Source organism: uncultured Romboutsia sp. (assembly GCF_958366745.1).
Classification (GTDB): Bacteria; Bacillota; Clostridia; order Peptostreptococcales; family Peptostreptococcaceae; genus Romboutsia; species Romboutsia timonensis.
The window spans coordinates 1-3,540 of record NZ_CATXCO010000237.1 but is presented as its reverse complement, the minus strand read 5'-3'; the positions used below and the strand labels follow the sequence as shown (position 1 = coordinate 3,540).

3 protein-coding genes and 1 pseudogene are annotated in these 3,540 nt (G+C 26.3%); all 4 read left to right on the top strand.

Annotation, left to right across the window (positions count from 1 at the left end; genetic code table 11):
- A partial coding sequence (locus Q5F54_RS11985; RefSeq protein WP_302334496.1) for an ABC transporter ATP-binding protein occupies positions 1 to 621 on the top strand: 621 nt, incomplete at its 5' end.
- A gap of 189 nt (positions 622 to 810) precedes the next feature.
- Positions 811 to 1,080, top strand: a pseudogene (locus Q5F54_RS13290) (rhodanese-like domain-containing protein); the annotation flags it as partial.
- A gap of 63 nt (positions 1,081 to 1,143) precedes the next feature.
- The gene (locus Q5F54_RS11980) at positions 1,144 to 1,428 is read left to right on the top strand and encodes a rhodanese-like domain-containing protein (RefSeq protein ID WP_281537342.1); all 285 of its coding nucleotides are present in this window, start codon (positions 1,144 to 1,146) and stop codon (positions 1,426 to 1,428) included.
- Positions 1,429 to 2,072: 644 nt separating this feature from the next.
- Complete coding sequence (locus Q5F54_RS11975) at positions 2,073 to 3,467, top strand: YfcC family protein (RefSeq protein ID WP_281538850.1); 1,395 nt, start codon at positions 2,073 to 2,075, stop codon at positions 3,465 to 3,467.
- The last annotated feature ends 73 nt before the right edge of the window (positions 3,468 to 3,540 follow it).

Sequence of the window (3,540 nt, the reverse complement as noted above, 5' to 3'; positions counted from 1 at the left end):
GGTGGACAAAAACAAAGGGTTGCTATAGCAAGAACACTAGCAATAAATCCAAAGGTATTATTATTAGATGAGCCTTTTTCAAATTTAGATATAAACTTAAGAAATGAAATGAGAGAGTTTGTCTTAAATTTACAGAAGAAATTAAATATAACTACTATACTTGTTACTAATGATAAAGAAGAAGCACTTATAATGAGTGATAAAATAGCTGTTATGGTAAATGGTAAAATAGAGCAGTTTGATAAGCCTGAAACATTATATCAAAAGCCTAGAACTAAATCAGTTGCCAATATATTTGGTGAAAGAAACTATATAAAAGGAAAAATAGAAAATGAAGTATTTAAAAGCAATATATTATATATAGATGCAAAGGGATATAATAATTTAGATATTGTTGAAGCTATGATTCCTAAAGAGTGCATAAAACTATATAGTTCAAATTATAATGATGGAATAAATGGATATATACAAAGAAAGCAGTATGCAGGAGATAAAACTTTTTATGATATTAATATAAATGGAGAAATATTAAAATGTACATCGATATCTAATGAATATAATCAAGGGGATTGTGTAAAAATATGTGTTGATAGAGATAATATAGTATTTTTTCCGCTATAAAAATAGAATGTATATAATAAACATATTTATTGCAAAAGGATAATAGTTATGAAAGTAATTAATAACTTTAAGGTACTGGGAATAGTTAGTATATTAATTTTAAGTTTAGGTTTTATAGCTGGATGTAGCTCTAAAAATAAAGTAAGTAACACAATATAACAGTCAGAAGAGACTAAAGGATATGAAAATATAGATGGGAAACAAACTGAAAAATTATTAAATTCAGATAAAGATGTATTAATTATAGATGTAAGATCAGAATATGAATATGAAAAAGGTCATTTATTAAATGCAATAAATTTACCATATGATGATGATTTTAAGTCAGAGTTAAATGAAATAATAGATTATAAAGATAAAATTGTATTAGTATACTGCAGAAGTGGAAATAGAAGCGAAAAAGCTGCAGTAAAGTTAGTTGATAATGGTTTTAAAAATGTAAAAAATGTAACAGACGGTGTAGATGAATATGATTATAAGCTTGTTAAAGTAGATAATATAACTGGAAGAGAAGCCGAAAAAATGATAAATGATGACAAACATGATAAAGATTTAATAATATTAGATGTTAGAGAACCAAAAGATTTTAACAATGGATATCTTCTAAATGCCATAAATATACCTATTGAAAATATAGATAAAAGAATGGATGAATTGAGAAATTATAAAAGTAAAGATATAATTGTATATTGCAATACAGGAAGAAAAAGTGCAGAGGTTGCAGAAAAACTAGTAGAACATGGATTTACAGATGTTACAAATATCGTAGATGGTGTATCAGAATATGATTTTAAACTAGTTAAATAGTATAAAAAGTGAACATATACTAGAAATAAAAGGTGTATAGATTTCTATTAAATAACAAAATATATTTCTAAATTGCATAATAAGTATATATACTACATAACTTGCGTTATTTGATTTAAAATATTATCATTTAAAGGTCTTTAGTAATATAACTATTATAATTCAAGGTAGAGCAACTAACATAATAGCTAAAAAACTATGTATATTAGAAGTAATAGATAAAATAGTATAAAAGTAAGATAATGTATAAAACATACTCTATAATATAGACTATAAAAAGTTTATAATATAGGGTATTTTTCTATATTATAAAAAGCTATTACTTAAAAATTTAATAATATACTATAAATTTCTATTTTAAATATAATATATGCAAAATATGAAATTTATGGTATATTATTAAATAAAGTTCTAATCTATAGGGTGTAATGATTAAAAACTGTATTAAAGCATAATTAAGCAGAAAAAGCAAAAATATATAAGTTAATAAATAGATATTACTTGAAATATTCTATTTAAAAATACTTTGGAAATAGGATGTATTTAAATTAAGGTCAGGAGAAATATATATATTAACTAAGTGAATTTTATATATTTTTTTGGATAACTTAAAACTATATAACTAAATATGTGGAGGACGTAATATGAAGAAAAAAGGTTTTAAGTTACCGACAGCATATAGCATATTATTAATTATCACTGTTGTAATAGCTATAATAACTCAATTTATACCTGGAGTTAAACCTGCAAGATTTTCTGATGTTATAATGGCACCTATAAATGGATTAAAAGATGCTATAGATATATCTTTATATGTACTTTTAATGGGTGGATTCTTAGGTGTTGTAACAAAAACTGGGGCTCTTGATGCAGGTATAGGAGCAGTTGTTAAAAAACTAAATGGTAAAGAATTATTACTTATACCTATACTTATGTTTATATTTTCCCTAGGTGGTACTAGTTATGGTATGTCAGAGGAGACACTAGCATTTTATGCATTAGTTACAGCAACAATGATGGCTGCAGGATTTGATTCATTAACAGCAGTAGCAACAATAGCTTTGGGAGCTGGTAGTGGAGTTTTAGGTTCTACAGTAAATCCTTTTTTAGTATCTACGAGTATAGACTCTTTAAAAGTAGTTGGAATAGCAACTAATCAAGCTGTAGTTATAGGGATTGGTGTAGCATTATGGCTATCATCTTTACTTATATCTATATTTTTTGTAATGAATTATGCTAAAAAAGTTAAAAATGACAAAGAAGCTTCAATTTTATCTCAAAGAGAATATGATAACGCAAAAGAAGCATTTATGGATAATAATGAAGTGACAATAGAGTTTACTACTAAAAGGAAAGTAGTAGTATGGCTATTTGCCATATCTTTTATAGTTATGATACTAGGAGTAATACCTTGGGAGAGATTTGGTATAACTATATTTAAAGAAACAGCATTTTTAACAGGCGAACCTCTTGGTAATTGGTGGTTCTCAGAACTTGCTGTTTGGTTTACGTTAATGGCAATTATAATAGGTATAGTTTATGGATTTAATGAAAAGGAAATAGTATCAGCTATAATAGATGGTGCAGCTGAAATGGTTGGTGTAGCACTTATAATAGGTATATCAAGAGGTGTATCATTTATTATGTCAGCAACTAATCTAGATGTATATGTATTAAATAGAGCATCTACAGCACTTACTGGAATGTCGCCTATACTATTTACTAATATGGCATTTTTAATATATATAGCCTTAGCATTTTTAATTCCATCAACTTCAGGACTTGCAAGCTTATCAGTACCAATATTTGGGCCTCTTGCTCAAACATTAGGATTTGCACCTGAAATAGTTATATCTATATTAAGTGCAGGTAGTGGTCTTGTAAACTTAATAACGCCAACATCTGGGGTTATTATGGGTGGACTAGCTATTTCAAAGGTTGAATATACTACATGGGTAAAATTTGTAACTAAAATAGTCATATGTATATATATATCTTCAGCTATTATACTATCAATTGGTATGATGCTTATAAAATAGGTTATACGTATTTTATTATTTATATCCTGAATTGTCAATTTAAATCAGACAAATTACTTATGAATCACTAAGC

What these genes read in the sequence shown, in the direction of transcription:
- Q5F54_RS11980 (WP_281537342.1), top strand. Translation starts at nt 1,144, where the DNA reads ATGATAAATGATGACAAACATGATAAAGATTTAATAATATTAGATGTT.
- Q5F54_RS11975 (WP_281538850.1), top strand. Translation starts at nt 2,073, where the DNA reads ATGAAGAAAAAAGGTTTTAAGTTACCGACAGCATATAGCATATTATTA.